Raw genomic sequence first — 20,689 nt, 5'->3', positions numbered from 1 at the left:
CGCAATCATTCGGGCTCGATGAAGAGGACAGGCAGACCATGGCGGACGGCACGATCGATATCAACGCGAAACCGACGGAAGAAATCTCGGTCCGCGAAGTGTTCGGAATCGACACCGACATGGTGGTGCACGGCTTCCCCGAACGGACGGATCGCGTTCCGGACGAGGACAGCACCTACAAGTTCGATCCCGACACGACGATGGCGATCCTGGCAGGCTTCCGCAACAACCGTCGCGTGATGATCCAGGGCTACCACGGTACGGGCAAATCCACCCACATCGAGCAGGTTGCGGCGCGGCTGAACTGGCCAACGGTACGGGTGAACCTCGACAGCCACATCAGCCGGATCGACCTCATCGGGAAGGACGCGATCAAGCTCAAGAACGGCGTTCAGGTCACCGAGTTCCAGGAAGGCATCCTGCCCTGGGCGCTGCGCCACCCCGCGGCCATTGTCTTCGACGAATACGACGCGGGTCGGGCGGACGTGATGTTCGTGATCCAGCGGGTGCTCGAGGCGGACGGCAAGCTGACGCTGCTCGACCAGAACGAGGTGATCACCCCCAACCCGAACTTCCGCATCTTCGCCACGGCCAACACCGTGGGTCTTGGGGACACGACGGGGCTTTATCACGGCACCCAGCAGATCAACCAGGGCCAGATGGACCGCTGGTCGCTGGTGGCGACGCTGAACTATCTCAGCATCGACGCCGAGACCTCGATCGTGCTGTCGAAGGCGCCCCACTACAACACCGAGAAGGGTCGCAAGACGATCCGTCAGATGGTGACCGTGGCGGACTTCACGCGCCGGGCCTTCATGAACGGCGAGCTTTCCACGGTGATGTCGCCGCGGACGGTGATTGCCTGGGCCCAGAACGCCGAGATCTTCCGCGACCTCGGCTATGCCTTCCGGGTCTCCTTCCTCAACAAGTGCGACGAGCTCGAGCGGCAGACGGTGGCGGAGTTCTACCAGCGCTGCTTCGACGAGGAACTGCCCGAGAGCGCGGCGACGATCTCGGTCCGCTGAGGCGGTTTCGCGGAGCGTGGAAAGGGTGTCCCGGGCCGGGACATCTTTTCTCTCTTGCAAAATCAATGGGTTACCGAAACGGTTTAACCGTTCTTTAAGAAAGTCCCGGGTCGCAGGGTCCGGGGGCTCTGCCCCCGTCGCGGCATGCCGCGACTCCCCCGGAGTATTTTTGCCAAGAAGAAGCATGGCCGGCGCGCCTGCAATGGCAAAGGTGCGTCCCCTGGGCCGGTCGTGGCCCTGATATCTCCGTTCCTTCTGTGCAGTCCCGAGAGCGGCTGCTTATGCGAGGCCCGGGCAGCGTTTCTCCAATAGCCCGGGCAGATGCGCCGGGGCCATGTCGGGAGCAGGCCGCGGCACGGTGCCCGACTGCCAATCCAGACCGGAGAGACCGATGACCCATCTCGCGATCGCCCTTGCCGCCGTTCCCTTCGCCGTCGCGGCCCTGCCTGCCGTGGGCAACATGGTGGGCACCAACCCCGGTGACGCAACCACCGCGCTCGGAAAGGCCGGTTGCACCGTAGGGTCCTTCGAGGCCGAGGACGGCAAGATCGAGGCCAAGTGCGTCGATCCCGACAACGCAAAGTGGGAAGTCTACATCGATCCCGCCTCGGGAAAGGTGACACGCATCAAGCCTGACGACTGATCATGGTTGCCATCCGGAAGGCCCCCCGGGGGATGTGGCGACGTCCCCCTCCCCCTGAGATCCCGTCGTGCGCATTATGCAATGGGGCATCGTGTTTGCGGTCCAGCTCAACGGCTTCGTCGACGAGGAGGGCGACACGGTGCATGTCTGGGCGGGCTGGATCGTTCTTGCCCTGCTTCTGCTGCGCCTGCTGTGGGGCATCGCCGGCCCCGCCCCGGCCCGCTTTGCCAGCTTTCCGCCGGACCCGGCGGCGGCGCTCCGTCATCTTCGCAGACTGTTTCGCGACAAGGCCCATGCGCATTCCAGCCACAACCCGGTCGGGCCATGATGGTCTACGCGCTCAGGGCGTGCCTCCTGGCGATCACGCTGAGCGGCCTCGTGATGACCGGCGGATGCAGCCCCATCACCATCGTCGAGCAGCGTGCCGCCATAGTTATCGAAACGCTCGTGGCCGCGGCGCAGGTCTGCGGCGTGGTCCTGTCGATCCTGGAGATTCGGGCCGACCACGACCTGATGGCGGGCCAGGAGCGCACCATCCGCACCGCGCGTGGCGAGCTTGCTCGTTCGATCCGGCAGCAGTTCGCGCAGTGGCATCTGACCCCGGCCGAGCAGGACGTGGGATTTCTGGCGCTCAAGGGGCTCGACGTAGCGGAGATCGCGGATCTGAGGGGATCGACCCCCGGCACCGTGCGGGCGCAGTTCGCGCGGATCTATGCCAAGGCGGGTGTCTCGGGCCGGGCGTAGTTCGCGGCCTGGTTCGTCGAGGACCTGCTCGACGGAGGCCTTGCCCCGGAGACCTCGCCGGGGGTAGCGGAGGGTCGAACCAGCGGGAGAGGCTCATGACATTGCTGTTCGACGGCCCCGAGAGGGGCATCACGGTGCTGCTCGCGCATGGCGCGGGTGCGCCGATGGACACGCCCTTCATGGCGGAGATTGCCTCGGAGCTGGGGGCGCAGGGCCTGCGGGTGGCGAGGTTCGAGTTCGCTTACATGGCGCAGCGGCGCGCTGGCGGGCCCAAGCGTCCACCCCCGAAGATCGAGGTGGTCTGCGAGGAATACCGCGCCGCCATCGCGGCCCTGGCACCTGAGGGGCCGCTGATCATCGGCGGCAAGTCCATGGGCGGACGGGCGGCGAGCCTGATCACCGACGAGATGTTCGCCGCCGGGCGCATCGCCGGGCTGCTCTGCCTCGGCTATCCGTTCCACCCGACGGGCAAGCCGGAGAAACTGCGCGTCGAGCACCTTGCCGGAATGCAAACCCCGGCCCTGATCTGCCAGGGGACGCGAGATCCATTCGGCACGCGCGAGGAGGTGGAAGGCTACACGCTCTCGGAGCGTATTCGCCTGCACTGGCTGGAGGACGGCGACCACGATCTGAAACCGCGCAAGCGCGTGACCGGGCTCAGCCATCACGATCACCTGCGCGCCGCCGCAGAGGCGGCCGCGCGGTGGGCGGCAGGTCTGGCCGCCGCGAAATGAGCACCCTGCCCTAGGCTTGTCCGCCCACGCTCTGGATCTCACCCGTCGTGGTCGTCGCCGGAGGCGTTAGGGCCACGAGGCTCGTGCCCCTGGTTCCCTTCGGCTTGTCCTTGGGGCCGAGCAGGCGCAGCGTGCCCTGCGGGCCGAGGTCGGCAAAGACGATGGCCTCGGGGTTGTGTTCGCGCCACTGGGTGAAGCCGAAGCCCTCGGTGAGCTGCGACACCTCGAAGGTGTAGCCCTCCGTGATGCGGGCCTCGAGTTCGAAGAAGGTGTGCCCCTTGCCAACGTGCTGTCCGCCCAGCGTGGGCGGCAGGGCGTGGCGATGGCTCGACTGGCGCACGGGTTCGAGTTGAAAGACGTTCTCGCGGCCGAACTCGGGCGCGAGGTCCGTGGCCACGAGCGTGTTGTAGGCGTCGTTGTCGGTGGCGCAGAGCAATTTCTCGAAGGCGACGCGATCGAGCCGGTCGTCTGCGGCCTCGGAAAGGATATCGCCGAAGAAGGTGTCGATGCCCGCCTTGCGGGCGTTGCGCAGGTGCGCCTGGTTCGGGTCGGCGATCATCACCGGCAGCTTGAGCTGGCGCAGCGCGGCGCCGAGCGCCACCGAGAAGCGCGATCCGCCGAGGATTAGCACGCCGGGTGTCGAGGACGCGGTGAGGCCGAGCGCACGTGCCAGTGGTGTCAGGGTGAAGCCATGCAGCACCACCGTCGCGGCCACGAGCGCGAAGGCGAGCGGGCCGATCCTTGCACCATCCGCGATGCCGAGCGCGGCGAGACGTTCGCCGAATAGGCCCGCAACCGCCACAAGCACCACGCCGCGCGGTCCGGTGAAGGCCACGAGAAAGCGTTCTCGCCACGGCAGGCCCGAGAAGAGAAGCGCTGCCAGAACCGAGACCGGACGCGCCACGAGGATCACGGCGAGCACAGCCAGAAGGTCGCGCAGGTCGAGGCCGGTCAGCGCTTCGAACTCGGTGCTGGCGGCAAGCAGGATGAAAACGGCCGAGACCAGCAGGACCGATGCGTGTTCCTTGAAACGGCGCATCTCGGTGTAGGAGGGCAGCCGGGCGTTGGCGATCCAGATGCCCATGATGGTCACGGCCAGCAGCCCGGATTCGTGTAGCATCGTGTCGGCAAGGGCAAAGACCGAGAGCACGGCCACCACCAGCACCGGGACCTTCATGTACTCGGGCACCTGCCCGCGCCGGAAGGTGTGCGAGATACCCAGGCCGCCTGCGAGGCCGAGCGCCGTGGCCCAGGCGATGCCGAGCGTAACCTGCCAGATCGCCTCGGCGGCGCTGGTGGCCGTCTGAAGGACGATGACGATTTCGAAGGCGAGCACGGCGGCGAGCGCGCCGACCGGGTCATTGACGATGGCCTCCCACTGAAGCAGAGCGGCGGGCCGCTTGGCGAGCCGCGCCTGGCGCAGCAGCGGCGCGATCACGGTGGGGCCGGTGACGATCATGATGCCGCCGAAGACGGTGGAGGCCGGCCAGCCGAGACCGGCCACGAGGTGTAGTGCGAGCGACGAAAGCAGCCAGCCGAGGGGCGCGCCGACGAAAACAAGGCGCCGCACCCCGGTGGCGGCATCCTTGAGCTTGGCGAAGTCGAGCGTGAAACCGCCCTCGAAGAGAATGATCGCCACCGCGATGGCGATCATCGGTTGCAGCAGGTCGCCGATCTGGGCGCGCGGGTCCAGCAGCCCCAAACCGGGGCCGACGATGAGGCCCGCGGCCAGCATCAGCACGATGGCCGGCATGCGCAGGCGCCAGGCCAGCCACTGGCTGCCCACGCCGAGGGCGCCCACCGCCGCGAAGGCCAGGACGGGGCTCAGCCCCGCCGCGTCGGATACTGCCATGACGGCTCACTCCTTGCTCGTCCGTGCTGCACCGCGGCAGCGCGTGAGGGCATCATGTAAGGGGAATGTCGGCCCTGACCAGTCCCGCGGCTCAGCCCGCGCGGGCGAGGATGTCGGTCCCGGTGAATTTCGCGTGCTGTTCAAGCGCGAAACGGTCGGTCATGCCGGCGATGTAGTCGGCCACGTGGCGTGCGATATCGGTCTCGGTCCGGGCTTCGGCGATATCGGCCTGCCAGCGGCGCGGCAGCAGGTCGGGATCGTTCATGTAGATGGGGAAGAGCGCGCGCACGACCTCGGTCACGCGGGCGCGCTGCTCCATCACGCGGGGCGCGCGGTACATGTTCGTGAACAGGAACTGCCGGATCTGCTTTAGGTCGGACCACATGGCATCCGAGAAGGCGATGACCGGGTGGCCGAGATCGCGGATCTCTTGCGGGGTGGCGGCGCCGGCATCGGCGATACGGGCGCGCGAGACGTCGAGCAGGTCGGTCACCATGACGCCGAAAACCCGGCGCAGCCCCTCGTGGCGGCGGCGGTAGGCGTCGAGGCCGGGATAGGTCGCGTCGACTTCGGCATAGGCGTCGCCCACGATAGGAAGCTCCGAGATCTCGTCCTCGGTGAAAAGCCCCGCGCGCAGACCGTCGTGGAGGTCGTGGTTGTTGTAGGCCACGTCGTCGGAGAGCGCGGCCACCTGCGCCTCGGCACTGGCATGGGTGTGAAGTTCGAGGTCGTCGACGGCAATGTACGCCGCGAGCGCGTAAGGAATTTCGCCCATGACAGGCCCGTTGTGCTTGGCGATGCCTTCGAGCGTGTCCCAGGTCAGGTTCAGCCCGTCGAACTCGGCATAATGCCGTTCGAGCGAGGTCACGATCCGCAGGGTCTGGGCGTTGTGATCGAAACCGCCGTAGGGCTGCATCAGCGCGTCGAGCGCGTCTTCGCCGGTGTGGCCAAAGGGGGTGTGGCCCAGATCGTGCGCAAGCGCGACCGCCTCGGTCAGGTCGGTGTCGAGGCCGAGCGTGTTGGAAATCGTCCGGGCGACCTGCGCCACTTCGATGCTGTGGGTGAGACGGGTGCGGTAGAAATCGCCCTCGTGCTCGACGAAGACCTGGGTCTTGTGTTTCAATCGGCGGAATGCCGAGCAATGGATGATGCGGTCCCGGTCGCGCTGGAAGCACGAGCGGTGCGCGCTGCCCGGTTCATCCACCCGGCGGCCCCGGCTGTGCGCCGGTGTACATGCATAGGGTGCGGGCATATGCCCTCCCGTTCTTGTCGCCTGTCCCGGCAAGACATATATTCCGCACTGCCGCAGAAGTAAAACCGCGAGGTGACCCCAATGCAACTGCCCCCCAAAGTGACCGAGCGTGCCTACGAGCGCCTGGCCGAGATCGGCGCCGGCGATCAGGGCAAGGCGCTGCGCGTCGCCGTCGAGGGCGGCGGCTGCTCGGGCTTCCAGTATGACATCACGCTCGACGACCCGGCCGACGATGACCTCGTACTCGAGGGCAAGGGCCAGCGCGTCGTCGTGGACCCGGTGTCCCTGCCTTTCCTCGAGAACGCCGTGATCGATTTCAGCGAAGAGCTGATCGGCGCGCGCTTCGTGATCGAGAACCCCAATGCCGCGAGTTCCTGCGGCTGCGGTGTCTCCTTCGCGATGTAGAGATCGGCCCGGCCTTCCGGACCCTTCAATATGTCAGGATCAATAACTGACGCTCGCGCAATCTCAGCGCGGGCGCTTGTTCTGATTGAAGACCGTGAAAGGCGTCAGGCCCGCGCCTCGGCAAGCCGCGCGCGGTGCTCCTCGAACACCAGCCAGAGCCCCGAGGCGGTGATCAGCGTCACGCCGACGACTGTGCCGGTCGCCGGGATCTCGGCGAAGACGAGCCAACCGATGGCCACCATCCAGAGAAACTGCAGGTTCATCAACGGCGTCACCAGGTGGGCGGGCAGCAGGCGCAGCGCCTCGGCCACGAGATAGCGCGCCGCAAACAATGCCGCGGAATAGGCGGCGATCCACAAGAGATCCGCAACACCCATGGGTTGCCACACGAAAGGAAGCGCCACCCCCATTGCCACGAGAAGCGCCAGATTGGGCCAGAAGACCTGCGCCATTGGTGCCTTTTCGATGCGACCGATATGGCGCCCGGCCAAAAGCGAGCCCGATCCGCAAACGGCGGCGAGCGCGGCCCAGGCATGCCCCCCCTGGAAACCCGTCAGGCCGCCCGGCGCCATGGCCAACAAACCGACTGTGCCCATCATGAGCGCGATCCAGGCCAGCGGCCGGGGCGTCTCGTTCAGGAAGGGTCCGCTAAGCGCAGCCGAGACCAGCGGGATCATCGCGATGAACAGGAAGACATCTGCGAGCGGCAGCACGCGGAAGGCCTGGAAGAAGGCCAGCGATGCCATAACCGTCAATCCGGACCGTAGTCCCATGACGCGCGGACACCTGGTGCGCAGCGCTTCGCGCCCTGCCCGCCCCCGCGCCAGCATGGCCACGAGGATCATCGCGGAGCTGAGCGTGAAGAGTTGCGGGGCCGCGAACTGGCCCGCAATGAACTTGGTTATTCCGTCGCTCGCGGCGATGAACCCCGTCTGACCCAGGACGAGAAGGAGTCCGACCGCGAGCCCTCTCATGCGCGTGCCGCCCGGGCGAAGCCTTCGAAGAAGGCCGGAAAATGCTGCGAGGATTCGAATGCCGCCTGCAGCGTCTCGCGCGTGGCTTCGCTGAGCTGCGGCGCAAGCTGCGGGCGCATGGCATCCCAGTCGCCGCCACGCTGGTCGCACATCATCAGGGCCTGGGACATCTCGCGCAGCGGATAGACCTTGCGCGGCGCGCGCGTGAAATTCATGCGCTCGGGGCTGAGCGCCTTGCGGAAGGTCGGCTCGCCCGCGCAGGCGGCAAACCAGTTGCAGATGAAGAACTCGTGGTAGTCGTCAGCCACTGAGATCCGCTCTCCCCGTTCCACGGCAAATGCTGCCGTTTCCCTCATCAGCCAGCGCGCCCACAGCGCGGGCGGCTCTTCCCCCATGTAGACCAGAGCAATGCAGATCTCTGCAAGAAGGTCCGCGTTCTGATCAATAAACGCGGTGAGTCCGGCAAAATGAAGGCTCTTTACAACTTCCGATGGAAGCTTTGGGGTGACTCTACCGTATTCGCTTAAATAGTAAACGATATGTGTGAGTTCGTACGCGGCCTTTTTGTTCGGCAGCGCGAAGGTTGCGGTTCTCGAGGCAAAGGCCGCGAGACGGTCGTCGAGTCCCGGATCACCAATCGGATCGATGCCGCGACGGATCATCAGGCGCCGTGCCTCGGCGCGCTGGAGATCGGACAATTCCGCGGCCGGAAGGTCCTGGCGCGCGGCAAAACTCACCATCCGCTCGCCCGCGTCGCCCGGCAGACCGAGCTCTTCGAGATCGATCGCCAGCGACAGCAGGAAGCGGTAGTACTGCGGGAAGAACTCCAGCCTTTGCAGCGCGGTGGCGTAGAAGCCCTCATAGGCTTCAAGCGTCCCCGGCCCCACGGGCGTCCCGGTGCATTCCAGGATGTTGAGGAGTTCGGCATTCTCCTTCAGCCAAAACACGTCTTCCTCGCCGCGACGATGCTGGGCGAAGCAACGCGCCAGCGCGGCGGACCGGGTGGCGGCGTCCGCGATGCGCGGGCGATTGAGTGTGACGACGTTCGACATGGCGGAAGGCTCCTTCGTGTGTGGCTTGGGCTGCGCGCAAGCGGGGCGGGTTCACCCCGCTCACGCGGAGCAGTCTCAGGCGCGGACGGGGCCGGACCAGGAGCAGAAGGCCTCGACGTTGTCGCCGGCATCGCGCTCGGCGGTCACGGGTGCGGACCAGCTGCAGAAGGCTTCGACATTGTCGCCACGCCCGGCTTCGGAAGTGGTCGGTGCGGACCAGGAGCAGAACGCTTCGACGTTGTCGCCGCGGTCGGCTTCGGACGTCGTCGGTGCGGACCAGGAGCAGAAGGCTTCGACGTTGTCGCCGGCGTCGCGGCTGGCAGACGTCGGGGCCGACCAAGAACAAAACATTTCCACATTATTGCCGTCTTCCATTCCGCCACGGACGGGATTGGACCACGAACAGAAAGCTTCGGTGGCATCGCCGGCATCAATGCTGGTGGCGGTCGCAGGGCCCGACCAGGAGCAGAACATTTCGACGGCATCACCATCGAGTGCGCTGGGACCGGTGGAAACAAAGTCTTCGGAAATCAGGTGCTTAACTTGTGTCGACATGGGTTTCTCCATTCACGGAAACTGCAGGATTGCCCTGTCAGCGTTTCCGCATAGCGAGAAACTTTGAAAGTTTTTTCTTGCTTCAGTTGATAGGCTTATTCGATTATCCACATGAACTTTTATTGTTATTTATCTAGAACAAATTAACAATTATTGTTATCCACAAGTAAACATTTCTTGGGGATGGAAACATCGAAACGCCGACAACGGGCCACATTTGACGCCGTACGGCGCCGAATCGGTCACGAAACCGGCCAAGCAGACCGACAGGCCGGACGCTTGCGAGTCGGGCCGGGTTGGGCGATGAACAGGTTTCGGAGGGTTCGTCATGAAAATCGCCAGCTTCAACATCAACGGTATCAAGGCACGAATTAACGCTTTGGCGGACTGGCTCGACGAAGCTCAGCCCGATGTCGCCGTCCTCCAGGAGATCAAGTCCGTGGACGAGGCATTCCCCTCCGAGATCTTTGAAGATCGCGGCTATAACGTGGCAACGCATGGTCAGAAGAGCTTCAATGGCGTGGCCATCATTGCCAAATGCCCGCTCGAAGACATCGTGCGCGGCCTGCCGGGCGACGATGCGGACGAGCAGGCGCGGTGGATCGAAGCGACGGTGACGGGCGATCACGGTGCGATCCGGGTCTGCGGTCTTTACCTTCCGAACGGGAATCCGGCCCCCGGACCCAAGTACGACTACAAGCTCGGCTGGATGGCACGGCTTGAGGCGCGAGCCCGCGCCCTGCTCGCCGAGGAGATGCCCGCGCTCATGGCCGGCGACTACAACATCATCCCGCAGCCCGAGGACGCTGCCCGGCCCGAGGCATGGGCGGAGGATGCCCTTTTCCTGCCGCAGAGCCGGGCCGCCTTTCACCGGGTGCTGAACCTCGGCTTCACCGAGGCCTTCCGTGCCCGCCACGCAGGGCCCGGGCACTACAGCTTCTGGGATTACCAGGCCGGCGCCTGGCAGAAGAACAACGGGATCCGGATCGATCACATCCTGCTGACGCCGCAGGCCGCGGACCTGATGCAGGACTGCCGGATCGACCGTGACATCCGCGGCCGCGAGAAACCCTCGGACCACGTGCCGATCTGGGTGGACCTCGCAGTCTGACCTCCGACAGGCAGGCGCGGTCGCCTGCTTGCCCTTGGCCCCTGCCCGTCTTACATTTCGCGTTCAGTGGAGCAAAGCACCGGAGGCACCCATGGCGATGCAGGCCCAGGAGATCGAGGATCTGATCCGCGAGGCCTTTCCCAAGGCCAAGGTCACGATCACCGATCTGGCCGGAGACGGAAATCACTACGCCGCCGAGGTGATCGACGAGAGCTTTCGCGGTCAGAACCGCGTGCAGCAGCAGCGTGCCGTCTATGCGGCCCTGAAGGGCAAGATGGACGGCAACCAGGGCGAGCTGCACGCGCTGGCGCTGACCACCAAGGCGCCGGAATGACCGGGCTCTCCCCGCTTGTCATCGCGCTCTGCGTCGGGATCGTGATCCTGGCGGTGTTGCGCGCCTGGCAGGCGATCCGCGCCGAGCGCGGGACGCAGCGGGGCAGCGCGCCGGGCACCGGTTACCACGTGATAGACGCATCCTACCATTCGGGCGGCGGTGGCGGCGGGCAATCCTACCAGTTCAGGGTGCCCCGCGATCCGCAGGAATACGCCCGGCAATTCATTCCGAGGGGAAGAAAATGACCACCACCGACGACGCCAAGACCCAGATCGACGAGACCGTTAAATCCAACGACGTGGTGCTCTACATGAAGGGCTCCAAGGCCATGCCGCAGTGCGGCTTTTCCAGCCGCGTGGCGGGCGTGCTCAACTACATGGGCGTGGACTACAAGGACGTGGACGTGCTGGCGGACAACGACATCCGGCAGGGCATCAAGGACTATTCCGACTGGCCGACCATCCCGCAGCTCTACGTGAAGGGCGAGTTCGTGGGCGGTTGCGACATCATCACCGAGATGACTCTGTCGGGCGAGCTGGACAAGCTCTTCGAACAGAACGGCGTGACCTACGACAAGGACGCCGCCGACAAGATCCGCGAAGCCAACGGCTGAGGCTGGCGACCCAGCTATCGAAACAAGGGGCGCCTTCGAGCGCCCCTTTTTCGTGCGCGGTCATTTTTCCGGGGCGGAGGTCGCGGCACGCCCGATGTCCCGGGCCGGGACATTTTTGGACCCGAATGAAATCAATCGGTTATCTCTTCGGATTAACCGCCTCTTAGCAATGTCCCGCGCGATGATACTTCCGGAGGTGCGGGTCCGGAGGGTGGCGCGGGGGGCTCTGCCCCCGCGACCCTTCGGGCCGCTCCCCCGGAATATTTCTGCCAAGAAGAAGCCCACGAGGCTGTGCCTCAGCTGCCGGTGAGGGCGCGGAGCTTGGCCAGCGCGCGGTCGGTGTCCTCCTGGTAGGAGATCGGCTGCGTGAAGCGGCCGTCCCTGTCGAAGAGCAGCACGAAGGCCGAGTGGTCCATGGTGTAGCCGCCATCCTCGAGCGGGCGCCGGGTCGCGAAGACGCGGAAGGCCGTGATGGCCTTGTCGATCTCCCCGCGCGGGCCGCTCACCCCCTGCACGCCGGGCGCCCAGGAGGTGTAGTCGTCCATGAGATCCAGCGTGTCACGCTCCGGATCGACGGTGACGAAGTAGACGTCGAGCGGATCGCGCCCCTCGGCGGCGAGCGCCTCCTGCCATTGGGAGATGTCGCCCAGCGTGGTCGGGCAGACCTCGGGACAATGGGTGAAGCCGAAGAAGACGGCGGTGGGGCCGCCCCTGAGGCTCTCGCGGGTGAAGGTGCCGCCACTGGTGGTCTGCAGGGTGTAGTCGCCGTAGCCAAGCTGGCCCGCGAGCTTTGCCTCGATCCGCGGCTGCAGTACGAAAAACCAGCCCGCCGCGAGAAGCGCGAGCGCAAGGCAGGCGCCCGCGAGCCAGCGATAGAGTTTTGATCCGCTCATGGTGCCCCCCCCTCAGTGGCCGGTGTGATCGGCGGTGGGCGCCGTGGCATCGCGGGCGCTGATGGGCAGGGTCAGCGTCACCTCGCCCGCCTGTTCGAAGGTGAGGGTGAGATCGACGCTGTCGCCCTCGGCCAGCGGACCCGCGAGTTCCATGAACATCAGGTGGTAACCGCCGGGGGCGAGCTGCACGGTGCCGCCGGCCGGCAGGGGCAAGCCGTCGGAGAGTTCGCGCATGCGCATGACGTCGCCCTGCATGGACATCTCGTGGATCTCGACCCGGGCCGCGGCGGGAGAGCGGGCCGCGACCAACCTGTCTGCGGCGGCCCCGGCATTGGTGAGTGTCATGAAGCCGCCGGCCACCGGCTGGTTCGGAAGCGTGGCGCGGATGAAGGGCTCGGAGATCGCGATCTCGCCGACTGTGACCGGATCCCCGGCAGAGGACGTGTGTTGGTCATAGCCGCCGCCGGTGGCGACGGCGGTGACATGCGGCGCCGGGTTCGAGACGCCCGCGGCGCCGCTGGTGTCGGTCCAGTCGGCGCTGCCGTCGGCGCAGGTCTGTAGGGCCGGGAAGTAGAGCACGTGGCCCGGCGCCACGTCGGGGCCCACGGTGCCGCGCACGGTGAACTCGTCGTACCAGTCATCCCGGAGGTCTCCGCCGGACCAGATGACGGCGCGGACGCCCTCGGTCATCTCGGTGCCGTGGTTGAGGTAGGGCGTGGCATAGGTGCCGGTTTCCATGTCGAGATCCCAGCCCGCCTTGGGCATGGGCTTCACGGCATAGACGCCCTCGGGGATCTCCAGGCGCACGGTGTGGGTGGCCTGGCCCTCGCAACCATGGGGCACCCGGAGGGTGAATTTCGAGGTGCCGCCGACGGGCACCTCGGCCTGGGCGAGGGTCGAATGGGCCGCCGCGGCGAGCGGCAGGAGCGCCGCGCCGAGCGCGGCGGGCAGAAGCATCTTGGGGAACATGGTCGTCTCCGAAGGATCCGGGTGCGGCGTTGCGCACCGGTCAGGAAAAAGGGCACCGATCGTCCGGGCCCGCGGGTCTGAAAACGGGGTTCAGGCCGCGCGGGGTGGCGCCCGGGAGGAGACGTGGGGGTGAAGATGCTGCGGGCCGAAGACCAGATCGGCGCCAAGCACCGTACAGGTGGCATGACGGATCGCGTGCGTCCGGTCGGGTGGCGCGGGCCGCGCCGCGTCGGGCAGCTTGTGGCAGAAGGGGCAGCGGTGATCCGCGCCTAGATCACCGCAGAGGTCCGCCTCGGTCAGGCCGGTGGCAAAGCTCGTGGCGATGCGGTCGTTGGTGGCGCGGTCGGGCGCCATGTGGAAGGCCGACCACGCCGCGACCCAGGCCATGAGAATGGCCAGTGCCAGGACCGGCAGGAGGCGGAGGGACGGGCGCGTCATGGCGACCTTTGTAGAGCGGCGCGGCGCTGGCGGGAAGACGTCCGCGCGTCGCAGGCGTCAGCTGCGGCCCTTGTCCTCGATTTCGCCGGCAAGCGCTTCGGCGCGCGCGGCGAGTTCGGCCAGCGCGTCCTTGAGGTCGGCGGGGATCACCGGCACCTCGACGCGCTCTGCCTCGGGGGGCGGCGCGCTGCGCAGAGCCTCGATCTCCTGCTGGGCTTCCTGCAGGCGCTGCTCGGCGACCGCGAGGCGTTCCTCGAGACCGGCGGTCTTGTCGGCGAGCATGAGCCCCGCCATGAGCAGCATCCGCGCCTCGGGCATGCGGCCGATCTGGTCGACCAGCACCTGCGCCTCGGTATCGAGAAGCTGGGCGGCGGAAATCAGGTAGGGTTCCTCGCCCTCCTGGCAGGCCACGTCGAAGGTGCGGCCACCGATGTGGATCTGGACCTCGGTCTGGCTCATGTGGCGTGCTCCTCTTCGGTGCCGGGCGTGTCGCCCGCCGCTGCGTCCCCTGCCCCGACGGCCTGGGCCAGGATCGGTTCGATCGCTTCGAGAATGGCGCGGGTTTCGGCGGTCTCGACGGCGCGGGCGGCGTGCAGGGAGTCCAGTTCTGCCCGCAGCGCGGCATCGACCAGTTCGGGATCGCCGAGGCCCTGTTCGTTGGCCTCGCGCAGGGCGGCGCAGGTCTGTTCGAGTTGTGTGTTGGCGGCGCGCAGGCGCTGCAGCTCGGCGTCGAGTTGGCCGAAGGTCTCGCGCTGGCCGGAGAGCTGATCCCGCAGGGAGGCGGTTTCGTCAACCTGGCGGGCCTTGAGGCTGCGCAGGCGTTCCTCGAGCTGGGCGTAGGCGGTGCGCTCGTCCTCGAGCTCGGCGCGCAGGGAGGCGAGTTCCTCGGGGTCGGCGGCGTCCTCCGGGGGCTTCTGCTGTTGCGCGGCCTCGGCCACGGCCTGTTCGAGAGTTGCGATTTCCTGCCGGAGCGCGGCGAGATCGCTCTCGGCCCGGGTGGCGCGCGCCTCGGCCTCGGACAGGGCCTTCGCGGCCTCGGCCCGGGTTTCGGATCGTGCGGCCTCGGCCTCGGTCCGGGCGGCGTCCAGCATGTCGGCGCCGCTGCCGATCCTGTCCAGGGCCCGCGCGATGCGTGCCTGCAACTCCTGCGTATCGCTCATCTACGAGCCCCCGCCCTTGTTCTTGTCCGTGTCACGTCCGGATCGCGCCGAATCGTCGGTGCCATCCGTGATAGCATCAGCGCGCGCAACAGTATCGCCCCTATCCATATTTCCCAAGGCCTTAGCGGCGCCCTTTCACGCATCACGGCAAAATGGGCAAATGTACGCGGCTTGATCTTTGTTTGTTGGCTGCTATGCAGCCCCGGACCCATCCTTACGTACAGGACCAGCCAAGTGGATATCGAGGACCTTCGCAGCCGCCACCCCGATCACTGGATGCGCGCGACCGCACTACGGGCGCTGGCGCTCGACGCCGTGGCCAAGGCCAACTCCGGCCATTCCGGCATGCCGATCGGCATGGCCGATGTCGCCACGGTTCTCTATTCCAAGCACCTGAAGTTCGACGCGACCAAGCCGGACTGGCATGACCGCGACCGGTTCATCCTGTCGGCGGGCCACGGCTCGATGCTGCTTTACGGGCTGCTCTATCTCTGCGGCGATCCCGAGATCACGCTCGACGAGATCAAGAACTTCCGCCAGATGGGCGGCCGGACCGCCGGTCACCCGGAGAACTTCCTCGCCACCGCGATCGAGACCACGACCGGCCCGCTGGGTCAGGGCATCGCCAATTCGGTCGGCTTCGCCATGGCCGAGGAGATGCTGCGCGCGCGCTTCGGCAAGAAGCTGGTGGATCACCATACCTACGTGATCGCCGGTGACGGCTGCCTCATGGAAGGCGTGAGCCACGAGGCCATCGGCCTTGCCGGGCGTTACGGGCTTGGCCGCCTGATCGCCTTCTGGGACAACAACGGCATCACCATCGACGGCAAGGTCGAGATTTCCGACCGTAGCGACCAGGTGAAACGTTTCGAGGCCGCGGGCTGGCACGTGCAGGAGATCGACGGCCACGACCCGGACGCCATCGACGCCGCCATCACCGCCGCCAAGGCCGTGACCGACAAGCCCTCGATGATCGCCTGCAAGACGCATATCGCGCTCGGCCATGCGGCGCAGGACACCTCCAAGGGTCACGGCGCGCTGACCGACGGAGACCAGAACGACGCGGCCAAGGCGCAGTGGGGCTGGACGGCGCCCGATTTCGAGATCCCCTCCGAGATCAAGGATTGGTGGGAAGGCGTCGGCAGCCGCGGCGGTGCCGCGCGCGGCGAGTGGGAAGCGCGGCTGTCGGAAGCCTCCGACAGCCGCCAGAAGGAATTCGCCCGCGTCATGGCCGGCGAAGCCCCGAAAAAGCTTTCCGCCACCATCAAGGCGCTGAAGAAGCAGGCCAGCGAAACGCTGCCCAAAGTCGCCACGCGCAAGGCGTCGGAAATGGTGCTCGAGGTGGTGAACCCGGTGATGCCCGAGACCGTGGGCGGCTCGGCGGACCTGACGGGGTCGAACAACACCAAGACACCCGACATGGGCGTCTTCGACACCGACAACCGCAAGGGCCGCTACGTCTACTGGGGCATCCGCGAACACGGAATGGCCGCCGCCATGAACGGCATCGCGCTGCACGGCGGGCTGCGCCCCTACGGCGGCACCTTCATGTGCTTCACGGACTACGCGCGCCCGGCCATGCGCCTCGCCGCGCTGATGAAGGTCCCGACCGTCTTTGTCATGACCCATGACAGCATCGGCCTGGGCGAGGATGGCCCGACCCACCAGCCGGTCGAGCACCTGGCGATCAGCCGCGCGACGCCCAACACGTTGGTGTTCCGCCCCGCCGACGTGGTCGAGACCGCCGAGGCCTGGGACATCGCGCTGCGCCAGAGCGACACGCCGACAGTGATGTCGCTGACCCGCCAGGGCCTGCCGACGCTGCGCAACAGCCACAAGACCGCGAACCTGTCGGAGAAAGGCGCCTACGTGCTGGCCGAGGCCGAGGGCAAGCGCCAGGCGATCATCATCGCCAGCGGTTCCGAGGTCGAGATCGCCATGAAGGCGCGTGAGGCGCTTCAGGCCGGCGGCATCGGCACGCGCGTCGTGTCCATGCCCTGCATGGAGCTTTTCGCGCAGCAGGACGAGGCCTACCGCAAGCGCGTCCTGCCGGGCGGTCCGGTCCGCGTGGCGGTCGAGGCCGGCGTGCGCATGGGCTGGGAACGCTGGCTTCTGGGCGAGCGTGGCCGTGCCAACAAGGCGGCTTTCGTCGGCATGAACAGCTTCGGCGCCTCGGCCCCGGCGGAGGAGCTTTTCGAGCACTTCGGCATCACGCCCGACGCGGTGGCGACACGCGTGCGCGATCTTCTGGTCGGCACCACGCCCTCCGAGTTCTGATCTTGACGGCCCGGGCGGATGCGCCCGGGCCGTCTCTTGTGGGCCTGAGAGCCTTCCGCCAAGAGGCGCTGCCCGCAACGTAACGGGCACTGACCCGCCCGGGCCAAGGCACAATGCTGCCGGGCGAACGCCGGGCCGTCCAGTCACAGGTGCGCCGAGATGACCCGGACGCTTTCGAGGCGACGGTCTGGCGCTTTTGCAATCTCGTCCTTCGATCCCAAGGTATTCGGAAATGGCTGGCATGACGCGCCTGCCTCGGCCGTTGCAGCGCCACACCACCGTCCGGCGCGCGCCCGTCAACACCCCGTCAGCCACCTCGCACAGGTCACGATTTTGCCAGATGCGCCGCACGCGGGCGCATCCCGCACTAAGTTTCTCGTCAGTGAAACCGGACTCGAGGAGGATTACCGACATGAAACATGCCCTGGCATCCTGCGCCCTGATCGCGCTTGCCGCGCCCGCTGCCGCCCAGACCTTTGAGCGTGGGGAGCGCAACACCGATTTCCAGCCTGCGTTCAACGAACAGTTCCGCGCCCCGCTGGTCGAAAGCGACGTGGCCCTTGCCACCGAGGAAGTGGCCGGGGATCTTGTTCATCCTTGGGGGATCGATGTGCTGCCGGAGGACGGCGGTTACCTCGTGACCGAACGGCCGGGGCGGCTGCGCCACGTGGCCGAAGACGGCACCCTGTCCGATCCGATCGCGGGCGTGCCCGAGGTTCTGGCCGAACGCCAGGGCGGGCTTCTCGACGTCAAGGTGGCCCCCGATTTCGCGGACAGCCGCCGCATCTACATGACCTATGCCAAGCCGCTTGAGGACAACCTGTCGGCCACCGCCGCGGCCTATGCCACGCTGAGCGAGGACATGACCGAACTGACCGACGTGACCGAGATCTTCGTTCAGGCGCCGGGATCGACCGCGCCGATGCACTACGGGTCGCGCGTCGTCTTCGACGGCGAAGGCCATGTCTTCATCACGACGGGCGAGCATTCGACGCAGCAGTACCGCGAGTTCGCGCAGGACCTGGACAAGACCTACGGCAAGGTGATCCGGCTGACGCTCGACGGCGAAGTGCCCGAGGACAATCCCTTCGTGGATGACGAAGAGGCCGTGGACAGCATCTGGTCCTACGGGCACCGCAACATGCAGGGCGCCACGATGATCGACGGTGAGCTCTGGACCATCGAGCATGGCCCCCAGGGCGGCGACGAGCTGAACCTCACGGAGCCGGGCCTGAACTACGGCTGGCCGGTCGTGTCCTACGGCGAGCAGTACGGCGGTGGCATCATCGGGTCGGGCAACGCCTCGGCTGAAGGGATGCAAGAACCCGTCTATTTCTGGGACCCGGTGATCGCGCCGGGCGACATGACCGTCTACGAGGGAGAGATGTTTCCCGAGTGGGAGGGCGACCTGCTGATCGGCGCGCTGGTGCGAGGCGGGCTGGTGCGGCTCTCGCTCGAAGACGGCATGGTCACCGAAGAGGAATCGCTGGTGCGCGATCTCGGGCGCGTCCGCGACGTGACGGTCGACGACGACGGCAGCATCCTGGCGATCACCGATTTCGAGAACGGGCAGATCGTGCGGATCACGCCGGCCGAGACCGACAGCTGAGGCGCGGGGGCGGCGGGGCCTGCCCCGCCGCCAGACCCTGCAAGCAAACCCCGAGAGCGGCGCCCTAGTGCGCCGTTTTCTCTTCCTTCTTGCCGCCCGCGACGGCGCCCCAGAGCGGCATGAGGATCTTGGTGGCCACGGGGATCAGGGTCAGGCCCACAAGGACCCCGAGCACACCGTCGATCAGCGCCGTCGCGATCCATTCCAGCGTCGCGTTTTCGCCCGCCACGGCGACGGCGGCGTGGTGGATCGTCTCTTCGGGCCAATGCCAGCCGATCTGCCCCACCGCGTGCACGATGATCGATCCACCGACCCAGAGCATGGCGGCGGTGCCCACGATGGTCAGCAGCTTCAGGAAATGCGGCATGACCTTCACGATGCCACGCCCGAGGCGGCGGGTGACCCCGGTGCGCCCGTTCTCCGAGAGCCACAGCCCCACGTCGTCGGCCTTCACGATGATGCCGACGGCACCATAGACGAGGAAGGTGATGAAGACCCCCACCAGCGCGAGCGAGGCCGCCCGGATCAGCAGGCTGTCGGTCTCGATGGTGGAAAGCGCGATGGTCATGATCTCGGCCGAGAGGATGAAGTCGGTCTTGATCGCCCCCTTCACCTTCTTCTCCTCGATATGGCCGGGGTCCTTGACCTTGTGGCTGCCGTCGGGGCCGTGGTCGTCGTGGGGCCTGAGCGCATGCACGAGCTTCTCGGCCCCCTCGAAACAGAGGTAGCTGCCGCCCATGACCAGGAGGATGGGCATCAGCCATGGCGCGAAGGCGGACATGAGCAGGGCCGCCGGTAACAACAGGACGAGCTTGTTGAAGAGCGATCCGCGGGCGATGCGCCAGATGATGGGAAGTTCGCGGGCGGGGGCGAGGCCCGCCACGTATTTCGGCGTCACGGCGGCGTCGTCGATCAGAACTCCGGCGGTCTTGGAGCTGGCCTTGGCCGCGTGGGCCGTGATGTCGTCGACCGAGGTGGCCGCCAGCTTGGCCAGGGCCGCCACGTCGTCGAGAAGTGCCAGTAGTCCGCTCATGCCCTGCCCCTTGCGCCTGTTGCCGCCACCCTACCCGAACCCCATGCCTGCGCAACCGTTCCCCCGGGGCGCGCACGCGTGCGCTCAGCCTGCGCCGAGTTCGGCGCGCAGCCAGGCCAGCAGCGCGTCGGTTTCCGCGTGGCCGCCCCGGCGCGTGCCGCGAAAAACCGAGATTTCGGTGGGGCGCGGGACGGCCTCGTCGCAGAGGCGTACCAGCTTGCCCTCCTCGATCAGGCCCGCGACCGTGCGTTCCCAGCCGAGCGCCACGCCCTGCCCGGCAACCGCCGCCTGCAGCACCAGCGGAAAGCTGTCGTAGCCCACCGGGTCAAGCCCGCGCGGCACCGGCAGTCCTAGCGCCGCGAACCAGTCGGGCCAGTCCATCCAGTCCTGCGGCAGCACCCGGTGCGACAGGAGCCGGTATTGCGCCAGATCGCCGGGCGCCAGCGGCAGGCTGTCCGTGGGCACGAGGCCGGGCGCTGCGACGGGAAAGACCGCGTCGGAGGCGGTGAAGGAGAGCCGCGCGCTGCCCGAGGCGCGACCCGTGGTCTGGATCGCCACGTCAAAGGGTTCGGGCGCCTCGGTAAGCGGCGCGAGCGCGCTGACCACGCGCACCTCGATCCCCGGGTGGCGCTCGTGAAAGCGCGAAAGCCGGGGCATGAGCCAGTAGAAGGCCTCGCAAAGCTGGCAGTGCAGGACGAGGCCGCCGGGCTGGCGCGCGCCCCGCAGGCGGGCAGCCTCCGCGGCGATATCCGCGAGCGCAGCGCCAACGACCCGTCCGAAGGCGCGCCCCTCCTCGGTCAGGAACACCGCGCGATTGCGCCGCTCGAAAAGCCGCGTGCCGAGATCCTCCTCGAGCGCGGCCACCTGCTTGGTCACGGCCGTCTGGGTGAGGCCCAGCTCGGCCGCGGCGAGGGTAAAGCTCTCGTGCCGCGCGGCGGCCTCGAAAGGGGCCAGCCGCGAGAGCACTGGCAGGTGGTGTCGTTGCATTCCTCTGCCTCATGCATATGGGCCGCCAT

24 protein-coding genes are annotated in these 20,689 nt (G+C 66.9%); 12 read left to right on the top strand and 12 right to left on the bottom strand.

Annotation, left to right across the window (positions count from 1 at the left end):
• Nucleotides 1-38 precede the first annotated feature (38 nt).
• The 5 genes from cobS to C8N44_RS08075 all read left to right on the top strand — a co-directional run bounded on the left by cobS (nt 39) and on the right by C8N44_RS08075 (nt 3,146).
• Nucleotides 39-1,025 carry a cobaltochelatase subunit CobS gene (gene cobS / locus C8N44_RS08095; RefSeq protein ID WP_107975686.1) on the top strand — a complete coding sequence of 329 codons (987 nt, stop codon included), beginning with the start codon at nt 39-41 and terminating at the stop codon, nt 1,023-1,025.
• 391 nt (nt 1,026-1,416) lie between these two features.
• Entirely contained in the window at nt 1,417-1,668 is a 252-nt protein-coding gene (locus C8N44_RS08090; RefSeq protein WP_107975685.1) for a PepSY domain-containing protein, read from the top strand.
• A gap of 76 nt (nt 1,669-1,744) precedes the next feature.
• Nucleotides 1,745-1,996, top strand: coding sequence for a cytochrome b/b6 domain-containing protein (locus C8N44_RS08085; RefSeq protein ID WP_107975684.1), 252 nt, complete (start codon nt 1,745-1,747; stop codon nt 1,994-1,996).
• On the top strand, nt 1,993-2,412 hold the full coding sequence (locus C8N44_RS08080) for a helix-turn-helix transcriptional regulator (RefSeq protein ID WP_107975683.1): 420 nt from the start codon (nt 1,993-1,995) through the stop codon (nt 2,410-2,412). The genes C8N44_RS08085 and C8N44_RS08080 overlap by 4 nt, the downstream gene beginning before the upstream one ends.
• 95 nt (nt 2,413-2,507) lie before the next feature.
• Nucleotides 2,508-3,146 carry an alpha/beta family hydrolase gene (locus tag C8N44_RS08075; protein WP_107975682.1) on the top strand — a complete coding sequence of 213 codons (639 nt, stop codon included), beginning with the start codon at nt 2,508-2,510 and terminating at the stop codon, nt 3,144-3,146.
• A 10-nt stretch (nt 3,147-3,156) separates the two neighbouring features.
• Here C8N44_RS08075 and C8N44_RS08070 read toward each other — a convergent pair whose 3' ends face one another.
• Nucleotides 3,157-4,998, bottom strand: coding sequence for a cation:proton antiporter (locus tag C8N44_RS08070; protein WP_107975681.1), 1,842 nt, complete (start codon nt 4,996-4,998; stop codon nt 3,157-3,159).
• A 91-nt stretch (nt 4,999-5,089) separates the two neighbouring features.
• A complete protein-coding gene (locus C8N44_RS08065; RefSeq protein ID WP_107975680.1) occupies nt 5,090-6,250 on the bottom strand; it encodes a deoxyguanosinetriphosphate triphosphohydrolase in 1,161 nt (386 codons plus the stop codon).
• Between the two features lie 81 nt (nt 6,251-6,331).
• Here C8N44_RS08065 and C8N44_RS08060 point away from each other — a divergent pair, with 81 nt between their 5' ends.
• A complete protein-coding gene (locus C8N44_RS08060) occupies nt 6,332-6,655 on the top strand; it encodes a HesB/IscA family protein (RefSeq protein WP_107975679.1) in 324 nt (107 codons plus the stop codon).
• Nucleotides 6,656-6,759: 104 nt separating this feature from the next.
• Here C8N44_RS08060 and C8N44_RS08055 read toward each other — a convergent pair whose 3' ends face one another.
• The 3 genes from C8N44_RS08055 to C8N44_RS08045 form a co-directional block, all read right to left on the bottom strand.
• Entirely contained in the window at nt 6,760-7,629 is an 870-nt protein-coding gene (locus tag C8N44_RS08055; protein WP_107975678.1) for a DMT family transporter, read from the bottom strand.
• Nucleotides 7,626-8,681, bottom strand: coding sequence for a DUF6902 family protein (locus C8N44_RS08050; protein WP_107975677.1), 1,056 nt, complete (start codon nt 8,679-8,681; stop codon nt 7,626-7,628). Before C8N44_RS08050 ends, C8N44_RS08055 begins: the two co-directional genes overlap by 4 nt.
• A 75-nt stretch (nt 8,682-8,756) precedes the next feature.
• Nucleotides 8,757-9,236, bottom strand: a complete 480-nt coding sequence (locus C8N44_RS08045) for a DUF6749 family protein (protein ID WP_107975676.1) — start codon at nt 9,234-9,236, stop codon at nt 8,757-8,759.
• Between the two features lie 328 nt (nt 9,237-9,564).
• Between C8N44_RS08045 and xth the strand changes: the two genes are divergently transcribed.
• The 4 genes from xth to grxD all read left to right on the top strand — a co-directional run bounded on the left by xth (nt 9,565) and on the right by grxD (nt 11,294).
• Entirely contained in the window at nt 9,565-10,347 is a 783-nt protein-coding gene (xth, locus tag C8N44_RS08040) for an exodeoxyribonuclease III (protein WP_107975675.1), read from the top strand.
• Nucleotides 10,348-10,438: 91 nt separating this feature from the next.
• Nucleotides 10,439-10,681: a BolA/IbaG family iron-sulfur metabolism protein gene (locus C8N44_RS08035; RefSeq protein ID WP_107975674.1), complete on the top strand. Its 243-nt coding sequence runs from the start codon at nt 10,439-10,441 to the stop codon at nt 10,679-10,681.
• Nucleotides 10,678-10,926 (top strand): hypothetical protein, encoded by a 249-nt coding sequence (locus tag C8N44_RS08030; protein ID WP_107975673.1) that lies wholly within the window; start codon nt 10,678-10,680, stop codon nt 10,924-10,926. The genes C8N44_RS08035 and C8N44_RS08030 overlap by 4 nt, the downstream gene beginning before the upstream one ends.
• Nucleotides 10,923-11,294 carry a Grx4 family monothiol glutaredoxin gene (gene grxD, locus C8N44_RS08025; RefSeq protein ID WP_107975672.1) on the top strand — a complete coding sequence of 124 codons (372 nt, stop codon included), beginning with the start codon at nt 10,923-10,925 and terminating at the stop codon, nt 11,292-11,294. The genes C8N44_RS08030 and grxD overlap by 4 nt, the downstream gene beginning before the upstream one ends.
• Nucleotides 11,295-11,590: 296 nt before the next feature.
• Here the strand turns inward: grxD and C8N44_RS08020 are convergent, their stop codons facing one another.
• The 5 genes from C8N44_RS08020 to C8N44_RS08000 form a co-directional block, all read right to left on the bottom strand.
• Nucleotides 11,591-12,187 carry an SCO family protein gene (locus C8N44_RS08020; protein WP_107975671.1) on the bottom strand — a complete coding sequence of 199 codons (597 nt, stop codon included), beginning with the start codon at nt 12,185-12,187 and terminating at the stop codon, nt 11,591-11,593.
• A gap of 12 nt (nt 12,188-12,199) precedes the next feature.
• Nucleotides 12,200-13,156 (bottom strand): copper chaperone PCu(A)C domain-containing protein, encoded by a 957-nt coding sequence (locus C8N44_RS08015; RefSeq protein ID WP_107975670.1) that lies wholly within the window; start codon nt 13,154-13,156, stop codon nt 12,200-12,202.
• A gap of 90 nt (nt 13,157-13,246) precedes the next feature.
• Nucleotides 13,247-13,594, bottom strand: coding sequence for a hypothetical protein (locus tag C8N44_RS08010; protein ID WP_107975669.1), 348 nt, complete (start codon nt 13,592-13,594; stop codon nt 13,247-13,249).
• 57 nt (nt 13,595-13,651) lie between these two features.
• Nucleotides 13,652-14,053, bottom strand: a complete 402-nt coding sequence (locus C8N44_RS08005) for a cell division protein ZapA (RefSeq protein WP_107975668.1) — start codon at nt 14,051-14,053, stop codon at nt 13,652-13,654.
• Nucleotides 14,050-14,754 (bottom strand): hypothetical protein, encoded by a 705-nt coding sequence (locus C8N44_RS08000; RefSeq protein WP_107975667.1) that lies wholly within the window; start codon nt 14,752-14,754, stop codon nt 14,050-14,052. The genes C8N44_RS08005 and C8N44_RS08000 overlap by 4 nt, the downstream gene beginning before the upstream one ends.
• Before the next feature lie 234 nt (nt 14,755-14,988).
• Here C8N44_RS08000 and tkt point away from each other — a divergent pair, with 234 nt between their 5' ends.
• On the top strand, nt 14,989-17,031 hold the full coding sequence (tkt, locus tag C8N44_RS07995) for a transketolase (RefSeq protein WP_107975666.1): 2,043 nt from the start codon (nt 14,989-14,991) through the stop codon (nt 17,029-17,031).
• A gap of 412 nt (nt 17,032-17,443) precedes the next feature.
• A complete protein-coding gene (locus C8N44_RS07990) occupies nt 17,444-18,640 on the top strand; it encodes a PQQ-dependent sugar dehydrogenase (RefSeq protein ID WP_107975665.1) in 1,197 nt (398 codons plus the stop codon).
• Between the two features lie 64 nt (nt 18,641-18,704).
• Here the strand turns inward: C8N44_RS07990 and C8N44_RS07985 are convergent, their stop codons facing one another.
• Both C8N44_RS07985 and C8N44_RS07980 read right to left on the bottom strand, forming a co-directional pair.
• On the bottom strand, nt 18,705-19,673 hold the full coding sequence (locus tag C8N44_RS07985; RefSeq protein WP_107975664.1) for a DUF808 domain-containing protein: 969 nt from the start codon (nt 19,671-19,673) through the stop codon (nt 18,705-18,707).
• Between the two features lie 84 nt (nt 19,674-19,757).
• Complete coding sequence (locus C8N44_RS07980; RefSeq protein WP_107975663.1) at nt 19,758-20,660, bottom strand: LysR family transcriptional regulator; 903 nt, start codon at nt 20,658-20,660, stop codon at nt 19,758-19,760.
• Nucleotides 20,661-20,689: the final 29 nt, after the last annotated feature.

The sequence above is a fragment of the Allosediminivita pacifica genome, assembly GCF_003054175.1.
GTDB classification, from domain to species: Bacteria; Pseudomonadota; Alphaproteobacteria; order Rhodobacterales; family Rhodobacteraceae; genus Allosediminivita; species Allosediminivita pacifica.
The sequence above is the reverse complement of the archived record's forward strand: the minus strand, read 5'-3'. Positions and strand labels throughout refer to the sequence as shown.

What these genes read in the sequence shown, in the direction of transcription:
- cobS (WP_107975686.1), top strand. Translation starts at nt 39, where the DNA reads ATGGCGGACGGCACGATCGATATCAACGCGAAACCGACGGAAGAAATC.
- C8N44_RS08090 (WP_107975685.1), top strand. Translation starts at nt 1,417, where the DNA reads ATGACCCATCTCGCGATCGCCCTTGCCGCCGTTCCCTTCGCCGTCGCG.
- C8N44_RS08085 (WP_107975684.1), top strand. Translation starts at nt 1,745, where the DNA reads ATGCAATGGGGCATCGTGTTTGCGGTCCAGCTCAACGGCTTCGTCGAC.
- C8N44_RS08080 (WP_107975683.1), top strand. Translation starts at nt 1,993, where the DNA reads ATGATGGTCTACGCGCTCAGGGCGTGCCTCCTGGCGATCACGCTGAGC.
- C8N44_RS08075 (WP_107975682.1), top strand. Translation starts at nt 2,508, where the DNA reads ATGACATTGCTGTTCGACGGCCCCGAGAGGGGCATCACGGTGCTGCTC.
- C8N44_RS08070 (WP_107975681.1), bottom strand. Translation starts at nt 4,998, where the DNA reads ATGGCAGTATCCGACGCGGCGGGGCTGAGCCCCGTCCTGGCCTTCGCG.
- C8N44_RS08065 (WP_107975680.1), bottom strand. Translation starts at nt 6,250, where the DNA reads ATGCCCGCACCCTATGCATGTACACCGGCGCACAGCCGGGGCCGCCGG.
- C8N44_RS08060 (WP_107975679.1), top strand. Translation starts at nt 6,332, where the DNA reads ATGCAACTGCCCCCCAAAGTGACCGAGCGTGCCTACGAGCGCCTGGCC.
- C8N44_RS08055 (WP_107975678.1), bottom strand. Translation starts at nt 7,629, where the DNA reads ATGAGAGGGCTCGCGGTCGGACTCCTTCTCGTCCTGGGTCAGACGGGG.
- C8N44_RS08050 (WP_107975677.1), bottom strand. Translation starts at nt 8,681, where the DNA reads ATGTCGAACGTCGTCACACTCAATCGCCCGCGCATCGCGGACGCCGCC.
- C8N44_RS08045 (WP_107975676.1), bottom strand. Translation starts at nt 9,236, where the DNA reads ATGTCGACACAAGTTAAGCACCTGATTTCCGAAGACTTTGTTTCCACC.
- xth (WP_107975675.1), top strand. Translation starts at nt 9,565, where the DNA reads ATGAAAATCGCCAGCTTCAACATCAACGGTATCAAGGCACGAATTAAC.
- C8N44_RS08035 (WP_107975674.1), top strand. Translation starts at nt 10,439, where the DNA reads ATGGCGATGCAGGCCCAGGAGATCGAGGATCTGATCCGCGAGGCCTTT.
- C8N44_RS08030 (WP_107975673.1), top strand. Translation starts at nt 10,678, where the DNA reads ATGACCGGGCTCTCCCCGCTTGTCATCGCGCTCTGCGTCGGGATCGTG.
- grxD (WP_107975672.1), top strand. Translation starts at nt 10,923, where the DNA reads ATGACCACCACCGACGACGCCAAGACCCAGATCGACGAGACCGTTAAA.
- C8N44_RS08020 (WP_107975671.1), bottom strand. Translation starts at nt 12,187, where the DNA reads ATGAGCGGATCAAAACTCTATCGCTGGCTCGCGGGCGCCTGCCTTGCG.
- C8N44_RS08015 (WP_107975670.1), bottom strand. Translation starts at nt 13,156, where the DNA reads ATGTTCCCCAAGATGCTTCTGCCCGCCGCGCTCGGCGCGGCGCTCCTG.
- C8N44_RS08010 (WP_107975669.1), bottom strand. Translation starts at nt 13,594, where the DNA reads ATGACGCGCCCGTCCCTCCGCCTCCTGCCGGTCCTGGCACTGGCCATT.
- C8N44_RS08005 (WP_107975668.1), bottom strand. Translation starts at nt 14,053, where the DNA reads ATGAGCCAGACCGAGGTCCAGATCCACATCGGTGGCCGCACCTTCGAC.
- C8N44_RS08000 (WP_107975667.1), bottom strand. Translation starts at nt 14,754, where the DNA reads ATGAGCGATACGCAGGAGTTGCAGGCACGCATCGCGCGGGCCCTGGAC.
- C8N44_RS07990 (WP_107975665.1), top strand. Translation starts at nt 17,444, where the DNA reads ATGAAACATGCCCTGGCATCCTGCGCCCTGATCGCGCTTGCCGCGCCC.
- C8N44_RS07985 (WP_107975664.1), bottom strand. Translation starts at nt 19,673, where the DNA reads ATGAGCGGACTACTGGCACTTCTCGACGACGTGGCGGCCCTGGCCAAG.
- C8N44_RS07980 (WP_107975663.1), bottom strand. Translation starts at nt 20,660, where the DNA reads ATGCAACGACACCACCTGCCAGTGCTCTCGCGGCTGGCCCCTTTCGAG.